General features: G+C 44.0%; 18 protein-coding genes. 6 read left to right on the forward strand and 12 right to left on the reverse strand.

From position 1 onward, the window contains the following. Positions 1 to 18 precede the first annotated feature (18 nt). From gpmI to lptF, 3 genes are all read right to left on the reverse strand, one after another. The gene (gpmI, locus tag JZ787_RS09705) at positions 19 to 1566 is read right to left on the reverse strand and encodes a 2,3-bisphosphoglycerate-independent phosphoglycerate mutase (RefSeq protein ID WP_087014488.1); all 1548 of its coding nucleotides are present in this window, start codon (positions 1564 to 1566) and stop codon (positions 19 to 21) included. A 122-nt stretch (positions 1567 to 1688) separates the two neighbouring features. Beyond that, positions 1689 to 2759: an LPS export ABC transporter permease LptG gene (gene lptG, locus JZ787_RS09710; protein WP_058868725.1), complete on the reverse strand. Its 1071-nt coding sequence runs from the start codon at positions 2757 to 2759 to the stop codon at positions 1689 to 1691. A gap of 2 nt (positions 2760 to 2761) precedes the next feature. After that, the gene (gene lptF / locus JZ787_RS09715) at positions 2762 to 3862 is read right to left on the reverse strand and encodes an LPS export ABC transporter permease LptF (protein ID WP_004978580.1); all 1101 of its coding nucleotides are present in this window, start codon (positions 3860 to 3862) and stop codon (positions 2762 to 2764) included. 158 nt (positions 3863 to 4020) lie between these two features. Here lptF and JZ787_RS09720 point away from each other — a divergent pair, with 158 nt between their 5' ends. From JZ787_RS09720 to JZ787_RS09730, 3 genes are read left to right on the forward strand one after another with little or no spacing between them, the layout of a single operon-like run. Continuing rightward, complete coding sequence (locus JZ787_RS09720) at positions 4021 to 5469, forward strand: leucyl aminopeptidase (protein ID WP_224467701.1); 1449 nt, start codon at positions 4021 to 4023, stop codon at positions 5467 to 5469. Beyond that, positions 5462 to 5869, forward strand: a complete 408-nt coding sequence (locus JZ787_RS09725; protein ID WP_004692846.1) for a DNA polymerase III subunit chi — start codon at positions 5462 to 5464, stop codon at positions 5867 to 5869. The genes JZ787_RS09720 and JZ787_RS09725 overlap by 8 nt, the downstream gene beginning before the upstream one ends. Before the next feature lie 32 nt (positions 5870 to 5901). After that, positions 5902 to 6537: a hypothetical protein gene (locus JZ787_RS09730; RefSeq protein WP_346312198.1), complete on the forward strand. Its 636-nt coding sequence runs from the start codon at positions 5902 to 5904 to the stop codon at positions 6535 to 6537. An 86-nt stretch (positions 6538 to 6623) separates the two neighbouring features. Here the strand turns inward: JZ787_RS09730 and JZ787_RS09735 are convergent, their stop codons facing one another. From JZ787_RS09735 to glnK, 7 genes are all read right to left on the reverse strand, one after another. Continuing rightward, the gene (locus tag JZ787_RS09735; RefSeq protein WP_004692848.1) at positions 6624 to 7172 is read right to left on the reverse strand and encodes a VTT domain-containing protein; all 549 of its coding nucleotides are present in this window, start codon (positions 7170 to 7172) and stop codon (positions 6624 to 6626) included. Positions 7173 to 7317: 145 nt separating this feature from the next. Further along, positions 7318 to 7977: a riboflavin synthase gene (locus JZ787_RS09740; protein ID WP_183174697.1), complete on the reverse strand. Its 660-nt coding sequence runs from the start codon at positions 7975 to 7977 to the stop codon at positions 7318 to 7320. 23 nt (positions 7978 to 8000) lie between these two features. Next, a complete protein-coding gene (locus JZ787_RS09745; protein ID WP_004692850.1) occupies positions 8001 to 9299 on the reverse strand; it encodes a DNA adenine methylase in 1299 nt (432 codons plus the stop codon). Continuing rightward, positions 9296 to 10399 carry a bifunctional diaminohydroxyphosphoribosylaminopyrimidine deaminase/5-amino-6-(5-phosphoribosylamino)uracil reductase RibD gene (gene ribD / locus JZ787_RS09750; protein ID WP_346312199.1) on the reverse strand — a complete coding sequence of 368 codons (1104 nt, stop codon included), beginning with the start codon at positions 10397 to 10399 and terminating at the stop codon, positions 9296 to 9298. The genes JZ787_RS09745 and ribD overlap by 4 nt, the downstream gene beginning before the upstream one ends. 14 nt (positions 10400 to 10413) lie before the next feature. Further along, positions 10414 to 10872: a transcriptional regulator NrdR gene (gene nrdR / locus JZ787_RS09755; protein ID WP_004692852.1), complete on the reverse strand. Its 459-nt coding sequence runs from the start codon at positions 10870 to 10872 to the stop codon at positions 10414 to 10416. A 151-nt stretch (positions 10873 to 11023) separates the two neighbouring features. Continuing rightward, entirely contained in the window at positions 11024 to 12418 is a 1395-nt protein-coding gene (locus JZ787_RS09760) for an ammonium transporter (protein ID WP_346312200.1), read from the reverse strand. Between the two features lie 59 nt (positions 12419 to 12477). Beyond that, on the reverse strand, positions 12478 to 12816 hold the full coding sequence (gene glnK / locus JZ787_RS09765) for a P-II family nitrogen regulator (protein WP_004281042.1): 339 nt from the start codon (positions 12814 to 12816) through the stop codon (positions 12478 to 12480). Between the two features lie 275 nt (positions 12817 to 13091). Here glnK and JZ787_RS09770 point away from each other — a divergent pair, with 275 nt between their 5' ends. Together JZ787_RS09770 and JZ787_RS09775 are read left to right on the forward strand one after the other, a co-directional pair. Further along, positions 13092 to 13319 (forward strand): accessory factor UbiK family protein, encoded by a 228-nt coding sequence (locus tag JZ787_RS09770; RefSeq protein ID WP_004692854.1) that lies wholly within the window; start codon positions 13092 to 13094, stop codon positions 13317 to 13319. A 65-nt stretch (positions 13320 to 13384) separates the two neighbouring features. Next, complete coding sequence (locus tag JZ787_RS09775) at positions 13385 to 14872, forward strand: YifB family Mg chelatase-like AAA ATPase (RefSeq protein WP_159127021.1); 1488 nt, start codon at positions 13385 to 13387, stop codon at positions 14870 to 14872. A gap of 71 nt (positions 14873 to 14943) precedes the next feature. Here the strand turns inward: JZ787_RS09775 and JZ787_RS09780 are convergent, their stop codons facing one another. Both JZ787_RS09780 and JZ787_RS09785 read right to left on the reverse strand, forming a co-directional pair. Beyond that, entirely contained in the window at positions 14944 to 15714 is a 771-nt protein-coding gene (locus JZ787_RS09780; RefSeq protein ID WP_058868716.1) for a TorF family putative porin, read from the reverse strand. A 347-nt stretch (positions 15715 to 16061) separates the two neighbouring features. After that, positions 16062 to 16832 (reverse strand): TorF family putative porin, encoded by a 771-nt coding sequence (locus tag JZ787_RS09785; RefSeq protein ID WP_346312201.1) that lies wholly within the window; start codon positions 16830 to 16832, stop codon positions 16062 to 16064. A 459-nt stretch (positions 16833 to 17291) separates the two neighbouring features. Between JZ787_RS09785 and JZ787_RS09790 the strand changes: the two genes are divergently transcribed. Then, entirely contained in the window at positions 17292 to 18584 is a 1293-nt protein-coding gene (locus JZ787_RS09790; RefSeq protein ID WP_346312202.1) for an OprD family outer membrane porin, read from the forward strand. Positions 18585 to 18620: the final 36 nt, after the last annotated feature.

Here is an 18620-nt window from a genome sequence, read left to right on the forward strand (position 1 = left end):
TTACCCACCCAAATTGATTTATACGTCTAATGTAATTAAGTTACGACCTTGCATGTCTGCTGGAACAGGAAGATGCATCAAGCTTAACAAGGTTGGTGCGACATCAGCCAGTACGCCACCCTCAGCAATGGTTGCTTGAGTTGGGCCGACATAGATAAAAGGCACCAATTCTGTCGTATGCTGGGTATGCACCTGACCACTGTGATAATCCTGCATTTGTTCAACATTACCATGGTCAGCCGTAATTAACATATGGCCTTTTTGTGCCATCACCGCTTCATAGACACGGCCTAAGCATAAATCAACAGCTTCCACTGCTTTCACTGCAGCATTAAACACGCCCGTATGACCAACCATATCGCCGTTGGCATAATTCACCACCAATAGATCAAACTCGCCTGAGTTAATCGCAGCCACCAATTCATCGGTTACTTCATATGCGCTCATTTCTGGCTTGAGGTCATAAGTAGCCACATTCGGTGACGGAATCAAAATACGTTTTTCACCTGGATATTCATCTTCACGACCACCACTGAAGAAGAATGTCACATGTGCATATTTCTCAGTTTCAGCAATACGCAATTGGGTTTTACCAAGGTCTGAAAGATATTCACCAATCGAGTTTTTTAATGCTTCAGGCATATACGCCACAGGTGCATCAATACTGGCTTGGTAGCGTGTCAACATCACAAACTTAGATAAGTTTGGTACGACTTTACGCTCAAAGCCTGCAAAATCTTTTTCAACAAATGCTTTGGTAATTTCACGCGCACGATCCGCACGGAAATTCATAAAGACGATGCTATCACCATCTTGAACTTTCACGGCATCGCCAATGCGTGTTGCTTTGACAAATTCATCAGACTCATCTGCGGCATACGCCAAGGCTAAACCTTCAACTGCTGTAGCTGCAGTACGTGTTGCTTCAGACTCAGTGAGTAAACGATAGGCTTGTTCCACACGGTCCCAACGGTTATCTCGATCCATCGCAAAATAACGACCAATCAGACTCACAATACGACCTTGATTTGGATATTGAGCAAACAATGCATCTAATTTTTCTAAAGAGGGCTGTGCGCTGCGCGGCGGGGTATCACGACCATCTAAGAAAGCATGGAGATACACGGTTGCACCGCGTTTTAAAGCAAGTTCAGCCATGGCAACAATATGATCTTCGTGTGAATGCACCCCACCTTCAGACAATAGCCCCATAATGTGCAACGCACCACCCGCTGCTTTGGCTTTTTCAACAGCATCAACCAAAACTTCATGCTCGAAAAAAGCACCCGTACGAATGTCTTTGGTGATTCGGGTAAAGTCTTGATAGAGCACACGCCCTGCACCCAAGTTCATGTGGCCCACTTCAGAGTTGCCCATTTGGCCATCTGGCAGACCCACGTCTTCACCAGAACCTGAAATTAAGCTATGCGGATGCTTTGCTTCAATCGCTGTTAAATTCGGTCGATTCGCTGCTAAAAAAGCATTGTCTTCAATCGCTTCACGGTGTCCCACACCATCCATAATGACCAGTACGTGAGGGATTTTGCCAGCAGTTGCATCCGCCATAATAAGCACTCTTTTTTGTCTACAAATTCATCGCTCTATCTTACCGAATTTTCGGTCAAGACTCTATGCAGGCATGATGGTTTAACACCATCATCCGCATTGTTTTCTTCAATATCGTACAGTTATCGTGCACGTTGTAACAAATAACCACCTGCGACAAACATCAGTAAAATCGGCACAAAAACAAACCATGCGGGTGAAGGTGAATACACCAAACTTGCATAACCCAAGAAGTCTTGTAGGTAAAAGAAACCTAGGCCTGTAAACAGTGCAATCACCAAACGAAAGCCCATCGATTGTTGGCGCAGTGGGCCAAAAATAAAGGAACAAGCAATCAACACCAAAGCAATTAAGGCAAATGGAGAGGCCACTTTCTGCCAAAAAGCCAACTGATAAGTTTTAGGCACTTGGCTGTATTCATGCATATAGCTCATGAAACTGACCAATTGACTCGGTGAAAGGTCTTCAGGGTCAATCGTCACCATGTGCACATATTTCGGCTGCAGTGCCAGTGCCAAAGGCGTTTCAGCGGCCTTTTGTGCCGTAGCATTGCCTGTCGGCAGCAAATCAACTTGGGCCGTATTTTCTAAAATCCAATGACCATCTTGCACAAACTGACCTTGCTCAGCATTTAAAACGCCTTTCAAACGAGCATTATTATCAAAGTCGACCACTTGCACATTTTTCAGCTGACCTTGAGAGTTGGCATAATCGACATAAATAAAACGCTGCCCTTCTCGTGTCCAGTAACCACGTACTTCACCAAGTTCAGCCGCAGTTCGATGGCTTTTCACACCTTTGGCTTGCTCATTGGTATAAGGAATCACCCATTCACTTAAAGCGAATGACAGTACCACCAAAATTAAAGCCGAACGAATCACCCAACCAACAATCCGCCAAAGACTCACCCCCACCGAGCGCATCACAATCAGCTCACTGTTTGAAGCCAAAGTGCCGAGGCCCAATACCGAGCCAATTAACGCGGCAATCGGTAGAATCTCATAGAGATATTGCGGTGCTCCCCACAGTACATAACGTAAAGCATCCCAAGCACCATAACCTTCTTTCAGGGAGCCTAGCTCACCCAAATAGGTAAACAGAATTTGCAAGACCGATAAAATAGCGGTAGCACCCAGCATCGCCATCGCGGTGGTTTTGGTCACATGTTTTGCGACTATACGACGTGCGAACATGATTAAGACCCCGCTCGTTGTAATGTTTTCTTAATTTTCGGGGCCAGCTTTTGTTTACGCGAAAACAAAGCCGCTGCTATCGCATAGATCACCAAGATCATTGGATAAGCCCAAATCCCCATTTCTTCTTTACTGACTCGGGTTTTAATGGCCATCAGCGCCACGATTAAACTGGCAAAAATAAGCAATGCAGGGAACAGCTTTAAGTAACGTCCTTGGCGTGGACTCACTTCAGATAAAGCCACAGCGAGGAGCAACGCCACTACAATGGCAAACGGTACAAAAATACGCCAGCCCAACTCACTCGCCACGACAGGATCATGACGATTATCCCAAAGTTTCATGGTGGACAGTGCTTCAACATCGGCACTTTCAAACTTCGCTTCTTTATCATTTTCTAAACGTAGGCGATAAGACTGAAACTCGGCTTGGCTATAACGCGGCTGTCCCGGATAAATTTCATAACGGCGACCTTGCACCAAATCCACCACATTGGCGGGATCATTTTCAATTTCAACCCGCGTGGCTTCTTTGGCCAAAATCATCACATCAGGCTTACCTTCTGCTTCAGCGCGTTGATAGAAGAAGATATCTTTGAGGTTCTTACGGTCTTCGGATAAGTCACCCGCATAAATGGTATAAGGCCCCGATGAAATAAACTCTTTGGGTCGAACCAAATCAAAACCAGTACGCACCGCCTGACTGGTGGTGAGCTGCTCAAACTGACGAACACCCCACGGCGCCATCCAAAGCATCAGCACGGCTTGAACAGCAAGAAACACCACGGTCATAGGAATCAGCAGTCGCCCCAATTGATTACGACTGACGCCACTGCCATTGAGTACTGCCATTTCATGATCGACATACAGACGACCAAAAACCAGCATCAGCCCAATAAAAAAGCCTAGAGGAAGAATCAGTGTTAAAAATTCAGGCAAACGATAGCCAATAATGCTAAATAAAATACCTGCATCTAAGCGACCCTGCGCGGCTACGCCAAAATACTTGATCAAACGACCGCCCATCATGATCAAGGTCAATAAGGCGATCACAACCAAGGATGTCGACACCACTTGTTTGACCAGATAACGCCGAATAATCAAATTAATTCTTCCAAAAATAGGTGAATAAAAACTAGCGCTAGTTTACCCGAATAGTGAAAATATAAAACCTGTACTCTTGTTGCACTTTGCAACTCTATTCATGTTAATGTTTCAGTGGTTTAATCATTTTCAAACTTTATAAGGCTTAAATAAAACTTATGAAACTCTCTATTAATACGTCATTCACAGAGAATACGTCTAGCCAATTTTTGTTGATATTAGTAGATTCTGAAAACACGCAACACCTTGCAAATGCTTATCAAATTAATGATTTAAACAACTTAATTGAAGCGACTCAGTTTAAAGCCGCATTCAATGAAACTTTGAGCCTCATTGGTCAAATTCCAGCAAGCCCCAATGCAGCCTTGATCGGGGTGGGTAAAGCCGCTGAATTACAAGCAGCAAAGCTGGTGAAAATTGCTCAAACCATTATCAAAGCTTCACAAAAAAAATTCAAACACATCAGTCTTGACCTTTCAGCTCTTCCAGCTGAACTCCATTATTTATTTGCCCTCAGTTTGACGCAAGCGGCATATGCTTTTGATGAATTCAAATCGAAAAAAGCCGACAACGCGCTTGAACAGATCAGCCTGATTGCCGCTGAGTCGCCGCTGAATGCTGCACAACTTAAACTGATTGAAGCTGTGCAGTCAGGTCAAAGCTTTGCACGTGACTTAGGCAACCGTCCGGGCAATATCTGCTTCCCTGAATATTTGGCAGAGCAAGCCTTAGAACTGGCAGCCCAATATCCTGACCTACTCCGTGTTAATGTCCTTGATGAGCAACAAATGGCTGATCTGGGCATGCATTCCTTCCTTGCGGTGAGCAAAGGTTCAGACCGCCCAGGTCGTATCATTACCCTTGAGTATCAAGCTGAACGTACTGAAGCCCCAGTGGTCTTGGTCGGTAAAGGAATCACCTTTGATACAGGTGGCATTTCATTGAAACCGGGCGCTGGTATGGATGAAATGAAATATGACATGTGTGGTGCAGCATCCGTTCTAGGGACACTCCGTGCTCTATGTGAATCACGTTTAGCCATTCATGTCGTAGGTACGATTGCGGCAGCTGAAAATATGCCTTCAGGCAAAGCTACACGTCCGGGTGACATCGTGAGCACCATGAGCGGTCAAACCGTTGAAATTTTAAATACCGATGCAGAAGGTCGTTTGGTGCTGTGCGACACATTGACCTATGTAAAACGCTTTAACCCTGAACTGGTCATTGATATTGCAACCTTAACGGGCGCCTGTGTCGTGGCACTCGGTTCAGTCTTAACAGGTATGTTTACCCCAGATGACAAACTTGCGGCCGAACTATCTGAAGCAGGTCAAAATAGCTTTGACCGCGTCTGGCGCATGCCTGTGATTGATGACTATCAAGAACAGCTAGACTCTCCATTTGCCGATATTGCCAATATTGGCGGGCCTAAAGCTGGTGCTGTAACTGCAGCGTGCTTCTTGCAACGTTTCACCCGTGATTACCGCTGGGCGCATTTGGACATCGCAGGTACAGCATGGAACTCGGGTGCCAATAAAGGGGCAACCGGTCGCCCAGTACCCTTATTGATGCAATTCTTAGCTCATCGTGCGCAGTCTAATGGCTAATATTAGCTTTTATCTATTTGAACAAAGTCCTGAACGACAAGTCGAAAGTGCTTGTCGTTTATGTCGTAAAATCTTGCGTCAGCCAGAGCGAATCTGGCTGTATGCAAGCGACCCTGAACTACAACAGCAATTGGATGAACGTTTGTGGAGTTTTGATGACACGAGCTTTATTCCGCATGGCATTGATCAAATCGATGCGCGCATTTGTATCTCAGCCCAACTGCCTGAGCAATCCGATTGGATTGTGTTCAATTTTAACGATCAAGCTCTTGAACAGTTCGAAAAATTTAGCCACATTATAGAAATTATTGAAAATAACGAATCGGCCAAACAACAAGGTCGTGAAAAATTTAAACAATATAGACGTCTCGGGGTTGAAGCTCGAACCTTCAAGCTTTAAATGATTCCCCCGTCTAAATAAGGAGATGCTTAGTGGCATTGAATGTTGGTCCAGATTTTAAACAGCGCTGGTTAAATGTACCTGATGCTGTTCGTCAGGCCTTTATTGATGACCTGAGTCGCGTCTGCGATGTACTCAAACCTGAAACAGGTTTACACAGTTGGATTGAACAAGACCAACGCGCTCAAGCCGTCTCTACCCAAAGAATTGAACAAGCGTATGCCGATCTGAAAGCACAGCTGATTGAAGAAGCACGAATTCGTAAACAACAAGCGTTGGAAAAATCACTGGCAGACAAACGCGCAGCGCAGGAAGCTTATGCGGATAGCCTCAAAGAAGATGAGATCCGTCAGTTCAATGAGCAAACCCAAGCTTTAAATGTGATGCGTCAAAGTGTCGATCAGGAAATTTCGAGCTACACCGCACGCTACGAGAAAACACCTGAACAAGCTCTGGACTATGCCAAAGGTAAATTTGGTATTGATGATTCACAAATTTTGTCTGAGTTAGAAAGTGTGCGTTTACGTTTAGAGCTTGAAGCGGAAACCTTAATTGAAGAGTCCGTCGCCAGCTATCGCAGTAAGCTACAAGCCGCGGCTCAAGAAGAAATTGACTATATTTTGAAAAATTCAGACTTTTCTGATGAAGTGGTATCCAACTCTGCCTAACAGGCCTTGGTTTCCACTCAGACTCACTTCGGTGAGTTTTTTTATGCACCCTTGTTTTTTCTCGGCTGATGTGGTCTGTCTCGATCTCAAACCAACACATCAACCATAAACGATAAGGTATTGCCCACACCATAACCAATCGCCAACAAACTACCAATCCAAATCAGGCCACCGGTCACGTTGTACCACATAAAAGTCGCCAAGCTCATATGCCCTGCGCCCGCAGCAAAAGGCGCGAAAGAACGTACAAAAGGAATAAAACGTGCCACTAAAATGGTTTTACCGCCATGCTTTAAGAAATATTGATTGGTCTTCATCATATATTCGGGTTTCAGCCAACGCGAATGCTGATGGGCAAATTTAAAGCCCAGCTTCTGACCGGTATAATAATTGACGATATAACCCAACACCGCAGCAATCATCATCAAAATACCCATGGTATGGATATGGATTAAATCCGAGCTGGAACATAAGGCACCAATGGCAATCAGTAAACTGTCACCCGGCAAAAAGAACATAAAAACGAAGCCCGTTTCTGCAAAAATAATCAGAAAAAGAATCGCATAAATCCAAAGGCCGTATTCTGCAAGCAGTACGGGCAATAATTGTTCTAGATGGAGAAAAAAATCAATCATTGTCACCTATCCGTGCAATGAACTGCGTACTATCTTTCATCATACTCAATTGCTTACCTATTCATTTCAAAAGAAAAACTCCCTCATTTTGGGCAAATAGGGAGCTCATCTTTTGTCTATTCTTGCTGCAATCTAAACGATTTTTCTATTTCAAGAAACCATTTTGTGCCAAAAAGTCTAAACTAATTTTAGATTGTGAGGGAGTTTCCGCAGCTTTGTCACCCATCATCAGACGTTCAATGTAGCGTGCTAACACATCCACTTCAAGGTTCACTTGACTGCCAGCCTTCCACGTTCCAATGTTGGTTCGTTCAGCCGTATGCGGAATTAAATTGAGGCTTAAAATACGCCCACGCAAATGATTAATGGTTAAACTGATCCCATCGACCGTAATCGAGCCTTTTTCTGCCAAGTAACGTGCAATCTCAGCTGGCGCAGTCACTTCAAAATAAAGCGAACGCGCATCTTCACGCACAACCGTGATTTCACCCACAGCATCGACATGACCTGACACAATGTGTCCACCAAAACGTGTGGTGGGCAACATCGCCTTTTCCACATTGACACGTTGTCCAACTTTCCAGTGGGTCAGTGTGGTTCGGTTCAAACTTTCACGTGAGACATCGGCAGCATACCAGTGCTCACCCCAGTCAATCACTGTGAGGCAAATGCCATTGGTGGCAATCGAGTCACCCAAATGTACATCTGACATATCCAGATCCGTACCAATGCGCAAACGCACATCGCCACCGACATTTTGTACGCTTTCAACTGTGCCTAGACTTTCGATGATCCCTGTAAACATTTCTGATTTCTACCTCTATATTTTTACCACAGCGCCAACTGTGTCGTGACCCCAGATGTATCGACCCCGCCCAATTCGGCATAATGGTACAACTGCCCAAGCAGTTGACGAATTGGCGGACCTGACTTGGCATGGGTATCGGTGATCACAATAAACTCTAACACACGCGCACGCTCAGACTGACGCTGCTTACTCACGCGATAACGCGGTACATCCTGCGTTAATAAAGTCACGCGACCTCGCTCCAAATTGGCTTTGAGCAAGTCCCCTGCTTCAATATTACCATCGGTTGAATAACTGGTCAGAATGTAACGTGCATTGATGGTGGACAGTAATTTTTCATATGCCTCTTTGGCGTACTTTGACGAGTTATAAGGACTCGGGCGCTCTTTGCGCCACGCACGGTCAATTCCGCTTTTAAAACCTTTGGTGTCTGGTGTCGGCAAATCCACCTGATCCCATAGCGTTAAAGCATTTAAGACATGATAGTTACTGCTGTAAGCATGTTGGTTATAGGGTGGATCTAGATAGGCCACATCGACCTCAAAACTACTCATTTGGTTTGCCAAATGCTGCGCATCGACACACCACATTTCAGCCATCGGGTTCTTTTGTTTATTATCACCCACTTCACTAAAACGACTTGGAGTCAACCACAACAAGGATTCAATCCGCTCTAGCGCTGTTTGGGTTTTACCGCCCCAACCGTGGTGGAAGCTTTTAAAGACGCCGGAAGTATTGCTGACAAAACTGGCTGAATACAGCAGCGGTGCCAGTAAAGCAGACATCTCCACATCATCGATTGCCCCTTGTGCCTGCCATGTGGCAATTTGCTGACGAATCGCATCAATGCGCATGCCGTTGCGACGCTTAAAGAACAAACGATCTCGGCTTGGATCATAGATTTCATCATTTCGCGGGCACAGATTATGCGTTACCCAGCCCTTAACTTCAGGCAATCGGTTTAAATAATCAATGGCTTTTTGATAACCACCCAACTCTTTAAATGCAGGCGCTTCGGTACAAGCCAAAATGGCATGGTTCAGCGCATGGCTATACGGTTCCCAGTCGTTGGCAATCACGCGATAACCATTTTGACGCGCCAAACGCGAGACCACGCCCGAACCCGCAAAGAAGTCGGCAAAAATAGGCGCACGACCATCTGCACGGTTTAAAGTCCCTGTACTCTCAAGCGCCTCTAAAATCAGATGCAACAGACGGCGCTTATTCCCCAAATAAGGAACAAGTTGATGAAAGAGATATTCATCGGTGGTACGTGCCGCGTGACGACGTTTATGATAAACCGTAGACTCTGAACTCATAATGACTCTTGAGAAGGGATAAGCGTTAAGCGCACATCATCACCCAATTGTGTGACATCCATAAGCTTAAAGCGGAGTTGCTCTGCCATCTGAGAAAACTCAGCATTGAACATTGCACGTGCAGACTGACCCAATAAGGTCGGTGCTACATAACTAATCATTTCATCGACCAACTTCTCTTGTAAAAAAGCCGTCGATAACGTTGCACCTGCTTCAACCATGACATCGTAAATCTGATGCGATTGAACCAACTGCTTTAATAACTGATCTAAAGGCTGTACAGCAAACTGTATCACGCCTACATCGGCCAATGCTTGCCGATAAGGCCCCATCACCATCACGGTATCAGGCTGCTGTAAAATTTGGGCCGTCAGCGGCAAGCGGCCTTGACGGTCTAACACCAGACGTTTCGGTTGTACAACCGTTGTCAGATCCGCAACACCCTGAAGCTGTCTAACATTGAGCTGAGGATCATCGGCCAATACGGTTTCAATCCCCGTGATCACGACGCCAGAAATGGCACGAAAATGCTGAACATCTAAACGTGCGTCTGGGCCTGTAATCCATTTCGACTCGCCCGAAGCCATCGCCGTTCGACCATCTAAACTAGAGGCAACTTTTAAACGCACATAAGGCATGCCAGTAGCCATAGCTTTTAAAAAACCAGCATTCAACTGATGTGCTTCGGTTTGACAAATACCGACATCGACCTCAATGCCTGCTTCTTTTAAAATTTGTACCCCTTTACCACCCACCAAGGGGTTGGGGTCTGGACAGGCAATCACAACGCGCGCCACACCTGCCTCGACCAAACCTTTGGCACACGGCGGTGTACGCCCATAATGTGCACAAGGTTCTAAAGTGACATAAGCCGTTGCGCCTTGGGTCTGTTCGCCCGCTTCGCGCATCGCAAAAACTTCTGCATGTGGCTGACCCGCTTTAGGGTGATAACCTGTCCCCAGCAACAGCCCATCTTTGACAATGACACAGCCTACATTTGGATTTGGCTTGGTGCTGTATTGACCTTGCAGTGCTAAAGCAATCGCTTGTTTCATCCAAGCTTGGTCAGCATGTAAAGCATTAGACTGTAATTCAGACATGGATGCCAACTCGCTTAATGTTCACGTTGTTGCATTTGTTCAATTTGGTGGCGAAAGGCGTCGACATCTTGAAAGTCTTGATAGACCGATGCAAAACGCACATACGCAACATGATCTAACGAAAATAAAGATTGCATGACAATTTCACCAATGGTGCGTGATTTCACATCACGCTCACCTAAACGGCGGATTTGTAGCTGAATATCGCTCAAGACGGTTTCAATTTGCTCTTGCGTCACGGGACGTTTTTGTAAAGCATGCATCAAGGAACGACGCAATTTTGCTTCATCAAAAGGTTCACTTTTGCCATCCGACTTGATCACACGAGGCATGACCACTTCATAACTTTCAAAGGTTGTGAATCGTTCACCACAACTAATACATTCACGACGACGACGAATTTGACAACCTTCAGCGGCCAAACGTGAGTCGATCACTTTACTGTCTTCGGCGTTGCAAAATGGACAATGCATAGTGGTTAAATTGAACAAATTTGAATGGTTTTAGAGTGTAGCAAAAATTCGCTGTTTTGTAGAGTTTTACGCTAGATATAGAAAAAAAACAGCCCTTTCGGGCTGTTTCACACAATATATTGATTATACTGTTGATTTATTATTCTATTGATTAGTCCACGCGTTCGCCGTGTTGGCTCAAGTCTAGACCCATACGTTCATCATCAGATTCAACGCGAATTCCAATCACCAGATCAATCACTTTTAAGATAATGAAGGTTAATACTGCTGAGTATGCGATCGTTGCCAATACCCCTTCAACTTGAACCCAAAGTTGATACATCACATCACTTGGTGCTTTGTCACCCATGATGAAATCGCTTGCAAAGAATGCTGTTAAGATTGCACCGACAATACCACCCACGCCGTGTAAACCAAACGCATCTAAAGAGTCATCGGCTTTTAAAGCACGTTTCAATGCACTGATACCCCAGAAGCACACCACACCACCGATTAAACCCATCGCCAGTGCACCGCCGACAGTCACAAAGCCTGCTGCTGGTGTAATCACTACCAGACCAGCAACCGCACCAGATGCAGCACCGAGTACTGAGCCTTTACCACGTGCAACTTTTTCAGTAATTAACCAAGAGATTGCCGCTGCTGCTGCTGCTACTTGAGTCACGAGCAATGCATAACCTGCTGAGCCGTTTGCACCCAATGCAGAACCACCATTGAAACCAAACCAACCGACCCACAGTAAGCTTGCACCCACAACGGTTAATGCCAAGTTGTGTGGAGCCATTGATTCACGGCCTAAGCCCATACGTTTGCCGAGCATATATGCAGCAACCAAACCTGCCACACCTGAGTTGATGTGTACAACGGTACCGCCAGCAAAGTCGAGTGCACCATCATTTGCTAACCAGCCACCGCCCCATACCCAGTGAGTAATTGGTGCATAAACCACGACTACCCAAATCGAGATGAAAGCGATAAATGCGCCGAATTTCATCCGTTCTGCAATTGAACCACTAATAATGGCAACGGTAATGATGGCAAAGGTCATTTGGAAAATAACGAATAGAACTTCAGGAATCGTCCCTGTGAGTGCGTCTGTGGTAATCCCAGTCAGCATGAACTTATCTAAGCCACCGATAAAGGCATTGCCCTCACCAAAGGCCAATGTATAACCAATGATAACCCATGCAATACTCACTACTGCCGCAGCAACAAAGCTATGTGCCATTGTGCTTAAGACGTTTTTCTTACGAACCATGCCGCCGTAGAATAACGCTAAACCTGGAATGGTCATTAATAAAACCAGTGCTGTGGAAACTAAAATCCACGCCGTATCACCTGTGTCTAATGTTGGTTCTTCTTCTGCAGGTGCGGGTGCTTCTACTGGAGCAGCAACGGCTTCAACCGCTGGAGCAGCCACATCCGTTGTTTCAACCACTGTGACTTGTTCTGATGGCGTTGGCGCTGTTGCTGCTTCTTCAGCCCAAGCAACAGAACCACCTAAAAGTGCGCCAGATAAGCTCAGCGCGAATAGCATCTTTTTCATTCGTATCCCCCAACCTAATTTGTGCGAGTTATGTGTTACTCAGCAAACTTCATGCCAAATTAAACGGCATCGGCACCTGTTTCACCTGTACGGATTCGGATGACTTGCTCTAAATTCGTGACGAAAATTTTACCGTCGCCAATTTTTCCTGTACTAGCCACACGTGTGATTGACTCAATCACCGCGTCGACCATTTCATCACTGATCGCGATTTCGATTTTTACTTTTGGTAAAAAATCAACAACATATTCAGCGCCACGATAAAGTTCAGTATGACCTTTTTGACGACCAAAGCCTTTGACTTCAGTTACCGTGATTCCTTGAACACCAATTTCAGACAGTGCTTCACGCACATCATCCAATTTAAACGGTTTTACAATTGCAGTTACGAGCTTCATGTTTGTTTTCCTTCGGCTTATTTCACCAGTAAGGTTTTATGTTCAAATTTCATGCCAAAAATTCTTAGGTTGGGGGGAAAAGAAAGTCTGACATGAGTTTTCTTTATACCCTATTCTATACATTTAAATGCGTTTTGAGCTTCAAAATTCAGGTTTTTTAGTCGAAGATTTATGATTTTTTTACAATCGATGAAATCATATTTCATCTGAAAGGCTATAGAGTCAGAAGCAGCAATGGTACACTGCTGTCACTTCTCCAACTGTTGGATATAGAAATGATTGAAACTTTATTACAAGCCATACTGGAACAAGTCGAACAACCTAAACAAGACTTAGAACATAATTTACGCGCACTGCTCAATGAAGCAGTCACCAAGATGGATTTGGTTTCCAAAGATGAAATTGAACGTCAACGTACTGCACTGAATAATGCCAATTTGCGTTTAAATGATTTATTGAAACAAGTGGAAGCTTTAGAGTTACGCATTCAGAACAAAAAATGAGCACCTGTTTGGTGCAACAAAAGACGCATAACGAATTAAAATAATGCACTATAATGGAACAAAAGATGTCTTTTGCCAAAATTTACACTCGAGCTTTGCTCGGTTTACACGCACCTTCGGTTGAAGTTGAAGTTCATCTGAGCCAAGGACTACCCTCTTTAACCATTGTGGGGCTTCCTGAAGCAGCCGTTCGGGAAAGCAAAGATCGGGTACGCTCCGCCATTATCAATAGTGGCTTTCAGTTTCCGACTAAACGCCTCACCATCAACCTTGCACCTGCAGATCTGCCCAAAGACAGCTCACGGTTGGATTTGCCTATTGCACTGGGTATTTTAATTGCCTCTGGTCAGCTCCCCGAACAAGGAACTGAAAATTTTGAATTTATAGGTGAATTGGCACTTGATGGGCAACTGCGACCGATTTCAGGTACTTTAAGTATTGCGATTGCCTGCCAGCAAGCTGGACATCAACTGATTTTACCGGAGGCCAATGCGCAAGAAGCCTCTCAACTGCCGAACTTTCAAGTATTTGCAGCGCAACATTTAAAACAAGTCTGTGAGCATCTGTCGCAAAACCATCTCATCCAACAGTTTCAACCCACGGCGCTAAAAGCCTCACAGCACTACAAATTTGATTTGGCCGATGTTAAAGGTCAACTGCGTCCGAGACGTGCCTTAGAGATTGCGGCGGCAGGTGGTCATTCTTTGCTATTTAAAGGACCGCCAGGGACAGGGAAAACCCTATTGGCTTCACGTTTAGCCAGTATTTTACCGCCCTTGAACACGCAAGAGAATTTAGAAGTGGCAAGTATTTACTCGGTGGCCAATCATCAACATCCTTTTGGACAGCGGCCATTTCGTGCACCACACCATACAGCTTCTGCGGTTGCCTTAGTCGGTGGCGGGTCACAACCCAAACCTGGTGAAATTACTTTGGCACATAAAGGCGTGCTGTTTTTAGATGAACTACCAGAGTTTGACCGCAAAGTTTTAGAGGTTTTAAGACAGCCGATTGAAGCCAAAGAGATTGTGATTTCACGTGCTTCACGGCAGATCACCTTTCCTGCCAATTTCCAACTGATTGCTGCAATGAATCCGTGTCCCTGTGGTTATGCTTTTAATCAAGATAGCCGTTGCCAGTGCTCAGCCGAGGCGATTAAGCGCTACCAAAACCGTATTTCCGGGCCTTTGCTGGATCGAATTGATTTACATATTGATGTACCACCCTTGCATGCTTCTGAATTGCAAGATACACAAGCTGTGGAAGACTCAGCAACTGTACGTGAACGTGTGATTCAAGCTTATCAATGGCAAATGCAGCGCCAAGCTTGTCTCAATATGGCATTATCACCCAAACAACTCGAACAGTTCGCACCACTAGATGGACAAGCGGCTTTAATCTTTGAAAAAGCACAGCAGCGTTTAAATTTGTCTGCTCGGGGTTATCATCGGATTTTAAGAGTGGCCAGAACCATTGCGGATTTGGCCCAGTCAGAGCACATCCAAACAGGACATTTGACTGAAGCTCTCTCCTACCGACAGCAAAATGCCTAAAAATCGCTAAATTCCACATAGAAAACCCCCTCTAGTCCTTAGGACTAGAGGGGGTTTGAAGATGCGAAAACTTAGAACGTTTTAGTTAAAGTAAATACTGCACCTGTTTCTACACCACGTGCTGTCACATGATCCAGATTATCAGTATCGATATTTGTTCCTACTGCTGCCAATTCTGCTGTTGCACCAGGAATAGACTGGAATGCATAGGTCACACCCACTTTCCAATCGACATAATTGTCATCATCACCAAATGAATATTTATCTTCATCACTGACCACGGTATAACCCACATTCGCGACACCACCAAAGCCCGTTGAACCAAATGGAATTGCATAACCAGCATTGATGTTCCAGCTGTCTGTATCTGCTGCAACATAGTCATTGGTATAGTTTACATTAGTCAGTAGGCTGTCCCCTTCAGTGAAGACACTCGCAAAGGTTAATTTGCCATAAAACTCTAACCAGTTCAGATCATCTGCACTTGGATAGTTGTAGTACACCATACCCACATCAAGCACTGGCTTGCTGGCAAAGCTTTCTAATGTTGTTGCAAAACCAATCGATGGATCGAGCTCTAAGCTCGGTGAACCTTCACCAAAATCAACATTTGAACCCCAAAGACCTAAATACAAGCCTGAGTCATGTGCCAAAGTAAAACCCGCTTGTACCGCTGGATCATTTTGGGTTTGAGTTAAACCACGGAAACGATAGTCGGTTGTTACAGCAGCACTTCCGCTAAAAGAGAAACCAAACGGTAATGCTGGCTCGTCATCTGCGAAAGTGAATGTAGAAGCTGAAGCCACCACAGCTAAAGATAATGCTTTAAGTGCAAATTTCATTGTTTGATTCCCCCACATCGTATCCGACGTTTTTTTGGTTATTTCGATAAACTCATGTAGGTAGTAGCAATAGCTATGCCACATTCAACTCAACATCAGATACGCCTTTTACAAAATAATCATAAATTATTGTTTTTGTTAAAATTATATAAAATATAAAAAATTGAGCTCACCCTCAGCTTGATCGTTAAACATCTTCGCGGTGAATTGAAGCCAAGCCCATCAAGCAAACATAATTGTTTACAATATGCGCTATTTTGAGACTCATCTTTGGAACGTACGTTTTTAAGTGCATAAAAAAAGTGCATCCCCAACCGATCTGGATGCACTTTTTATATCTGTAACATTTAAAAGTTGTAAGTTAAACCTAGCACCAGATGGTCTTCTAAATCCTCGCCCATACGATTATGCACACCATAAATATAATCCGCAGACATCTCGATCCCTGTCTCTGCAAAGGGCCTACTCAGGCCTAAGCGAACTTCATTAACAGTAAAGTTCTTCTCTGTAGTGAGTATGGCATCATCATGCTGACGATAAATCGATGCACCAATTGAACTATTGAATTGAAAGTTTTGTGGAAAGGCATAATGATGTGCAAGGCTTAAATAAGTATCGCCCGCGTTGGCATAGCTCACATCCACTAAAGCCACCGTGACGCCTACATCAAAGTCTTTATAGCTCAGACTATTTACAAATTCCGCTCCAGTTGTACTTCGGCGTTCTGTGCGATCCTCACTATAGACCGAGCCGCCATCATTATATAAATAAGTCACAATATGCGAGCGGTAGCTTACATCTGGACTGAGTGTGCCTGCATAACCCATATAAAAGTCATGCTCAACACCGTGATCTTTGCTGATATCCGCTGCATCATAATTCAGTGTGGAAACCCAATAACCGGCATATAGACCCGATGCATGTTCATATTCAAGCCCTGCTTGCAAGGTAGGCTGGTCATTTTCAATCCCCCCACGATAGATATACTGACTGAGCACAGCAAGGCTTCCACTGAGCACACCTTTTGAGCTTTGTTGCTGGGGCTCGCTTGCGTTGACCGACACACTGCCAGTGAAAAAAATTAAAAATAGTGCAGTTTTATGTGAATTTTTATGCATTTAAGCTCTCAAAATCTCTTTAGACATGAATCATTTACTGATTCCATACCCATAAATTTTAAAGCCATTTTTTAACAATGGGTCAATTTTACTTAGGTAACTGCTGTGTAATTCATCGTTTGCCAATCTAGCTATGGGTGATTTTGAGCTGATTCCAAAAGATTAGAAATGACTGAACACTTTGATTCATAAGCTAAAATGACCTCACAGTCTATATATTATATTCTGCAATACATAGCAAAAAACAGAATTAAGAAGAGAAAAATAATTCAATGTTTTATAAAGATTTATTTTAGCAAACCAAATATTTTAACCAAAATTAAAATATTTCAAACATATCACTTACAAAAAAATGCATTACTTTAGTTGAATATGTTAAATAAAAATGACAATTTTTCAGCGATTACTTATACAATTGCTGTTCTCTTTCCATCCAATTTGTATAAGGTTCGCTCCCCAATGCAAAACACAAAAAAATTAGCATTAGCAGTTTTAGTACAAACTGCACTGATATCAACAGCTTTTGCGAGTGAGCAAAGTGAATCTAAAGGTTTCGTTGAAGACGCTGAAGGATCAGTGCTATTCCGTACAGGTTATTTAACCCGTGACAAGAAAAATGGTGCAGCTGATACAAGTTCAGCAGCTCAAACCGCAATGGTTAAAATTGAGTCTGGTTATACTCAAGGTATCGTTGGCTTTGGTGTCGGCATTATTGGCGATACATCATTTAAATTGGGGAAAAATGGTCACACTGACAACCAAATGATCCCAACACATCCGCAAAACAATGCTGATGGCACAAAAGATGCGTATGACTACTGGACACGTGGTGGCGGTATCGTAAAAGCACGTATTTCAAATACTGAAGTACGTTACGGTACACACGTTCTAGACTTACCAGTACTAGCAAGTAACACAACACGTTTAGTGCCTGAATACTTTGAAGGTGTTTTGGCTACAAGTCGTGAGATTAATGGTCTTGAATTAACAGCGGGTAAATTTACTAAAGACCAAATGTCACACCAAATCAATACTGATGGTAACCATTTAGACCGTGCTGTGGTTTGGGGTGCAAAATATAAGTTTAATGATGCATTCAATGCATCTTACTTTGGCTTAGACAGCAAAGATACATTAGATCGTCACTATGTGAATGCCAACTATAAGCAAGCTTTGGCAAACAACAGCTCTTTGACCTATGACTTCAGTGGCTATCACACTGAATGGGATAAAGGCGCGAGCACATTATCTTCTACGTTACCTAGCACTTCATCTGACCGCAGTAACAATATTTGGGCATTGTCTGGTACATATAACCAAGATGCACACAATGTTATGCTTGCTTACCAACAAAGCACTGGTAACACAGGCTATGCATACGGTGAAAATGCCGACGGTTTCCAAAGTATTTATCTACCAAACTCTTACCTTTCAGACTTTAACGGTCGTGGTGAGAAGTCTGTGCAAGTTCAATATAGCCTAGATTTTGCAGGTTACGGCGTTCCTGGTCTAAGCTGGACGACTGCATATGTTTATGGTTGGGATATTGATACAGCAACTGATGACAACGCGAAAGAAAGCGAACTCTTTAACCAAGTGAAATATACAGTTCAATCTGGTTTTGCTAAAGATGCAAGCTTACGTTTACGTTACTCTCACTATCGTAATGATGATGCTTACGCAAACGATTACTACATGCCAGACACCAACGAATGGCGTATTTGGTTAGACATTCCTGTGAAATTCTTCTAATTTCTACGGAAAAGCTAATCTAATAAAAAAACCTGC

It is taken from the genome of Acinetobacter sp. BWR-L5, from assembly GCF_039655985.1.
In the GTDB taxonomy this organism is placed as follows: Bacteria; Pseudomonadota; Gammaproteobacteria; order Pseudomonadales; family Moraxellaceae; genus Acinetobacter; species Acinetobacter johnsonii.